Origin of the sequence: Actinomyces glycerinitolerans, assembly GCF_900098745.1 — a bacterium.
Lineage (GTDB): Bacteria > Actinomycetota > Actinomycetes > Actinomycetales > Actinomycetaceae > Actinomyces > Actinomyces glycerinitolerans.
The window spans coordinates 1-1,696 of the sequence record NZ_FQTT01000019.1 but is presented as its reverse complement, the minus strand read 5'-3'; the positions used below and the strand labels follow the sequence as shown (position 1 = coordinate 1,696).

The following is a 1,696-nucleotide window of genomic DNA, read 5'->3' as shown; positions in this document are numbered from 1 at the left end:
CCTGAGTCCTGACAGTTTAGTGCCCTGCGGCGTTCAGGTTGTTGAGGATTTGCTGTGCGGTCTGGGTGAGCTGGGGCTGGGCGGTTATTTGGTGGCCGTTGATGGTGATGGTGACTTCCTGGAGGGGCCGCAGTTCGCGGACGAGTCGTTTGATGCTGATGCCGGTGGCGGCTTGTAGGTGGCGGGCGACGGCCAGGGATGCCATCACCGCGGTGAGATGGGCTTGAATGGCGTCGTGGGTGTGGTGGAAGACGGGCCTGGCCCGCAGGTCGTGCTTGCTCATGCGGAATGATTGCTCCACGTGCCACAGCTCGTGGTAGGAGGCGATCACCTCACCGGCGGGCATCACCGTGGCGGGGATGTTGGTCACGTAGCCTTTCAGTCCCGCGAGCCGCTTAGCGCGAGCCAGAGCCTTCTCGTCGAGCACCTGGTCGCCCTTGCGGGTGGTGACGAAGCGGGTGGCCTTGGGGCGCCGGTCCCCGGCGACCACCGCCCTAGCCCGGTTCTCCTGCGCGGTCAGGGTCTTGTTGTCCCGAGCGAACCGGCGCGCGCTATAGGCCCAGATCGCCCGCCACGAGCCCGGGAACTCCGCTGGGCTCCAGACGGGCTCATCACGCGTCTTGTCGTCCCTCTCGGTCGAGCGCGTGCATCGACGTGGGGTGATCGTATCGATCACCTGCCCGTCGGCCAGGGCGTCCCCGTGCCAGCGGAAATGGGCGGCCAGGTCCGCCGGCGCCTTGGTCATACGGGACCCGACGATGAACCCCAAGCCGGCCTGGTCGAGCGCTTCGAGGTTGGTTGCGGAGAGCATGCCGGCATCGGCCACCACCACCAGGTGCTCAATGTTGGAAGCCTTCCGGAACTCCTCGACCATGGGGATCAGCGTGCTGGTTTCGGCCTTGTTGCCCTCCCAGCAGCCTATCTGTAGGGGGAAGCCGGCCCTATCCACCAGCAGCCCCACGATGACCTGCGGGTCGACCCGCCTCTCCTTGGAGTACCCCACCCGCCGCAGGGAGTCCTCCTTCTCGACCTCGAAGTACAAGGTGGTCACGTCGTATAGGCACAGGGACAGGTCCCCGCCGGCACTCACGTGCCGCAGGCAGGCGGCCTGAATACCGGCACGCCACTCGTTACTCACGCAACGGGCCAGGGACCGGAACAAGGAGCGTGGGGTTAGGGCATCAACTCCGAGCTCTCCCAGCACGGCGGGGACCTGCTCCTTACTGCTGGGCTCGACCAGACGGGCCAGCACCATCTGCCTGAACCCCTCATCCCCACCCACCGCTTCATCCAGCCCCAGGGCCTCATACGCACCACACAGCACGTCCCACAGCAGGGCAGAGCGCTGCCCGACGACTACCGCCGGGGCGGCCTGGCGGGCAGCCTGAGGTGTCAGGCCGGCCAGGTCCAGCACCCCCCTGGCCTCCCCGGATCTTCTCCCGCCCAGCCTGAATCAGGGCCGCCAGCTCCGCCTCATCGTGCGCCGAGCCCAGGTGCTCCACAACCCGGCGCACCCCGTGCTCCTTAGCCACGATCTGCACCGCCGTAGCACCAGAAGCGGTACGCACCTTACGAACATACGGGCTCACACACCATCACTCTACCGCCCACCGGATTAGTGCCCCACAACCACCAACCCAACCGCACCACACCAACGAAAAACCCCGATCACCCCAGCGACCTGTCAGGAGTCAGG

General features: G+C 66.4%; 1 pseudogene. It reads right to left on the bottom strand.

The window, feature by feature from the left end:
- Window positions 1–16: 16 nt before the first annotated feature.
- A pseudogene (locus ACGLYG10_RS15460) lies at window positions 17–1,589 on the bottom strand (IS1634 family transposase).
- Window positions 1,590–1,696: the final 107 nt, after the last annotated feature.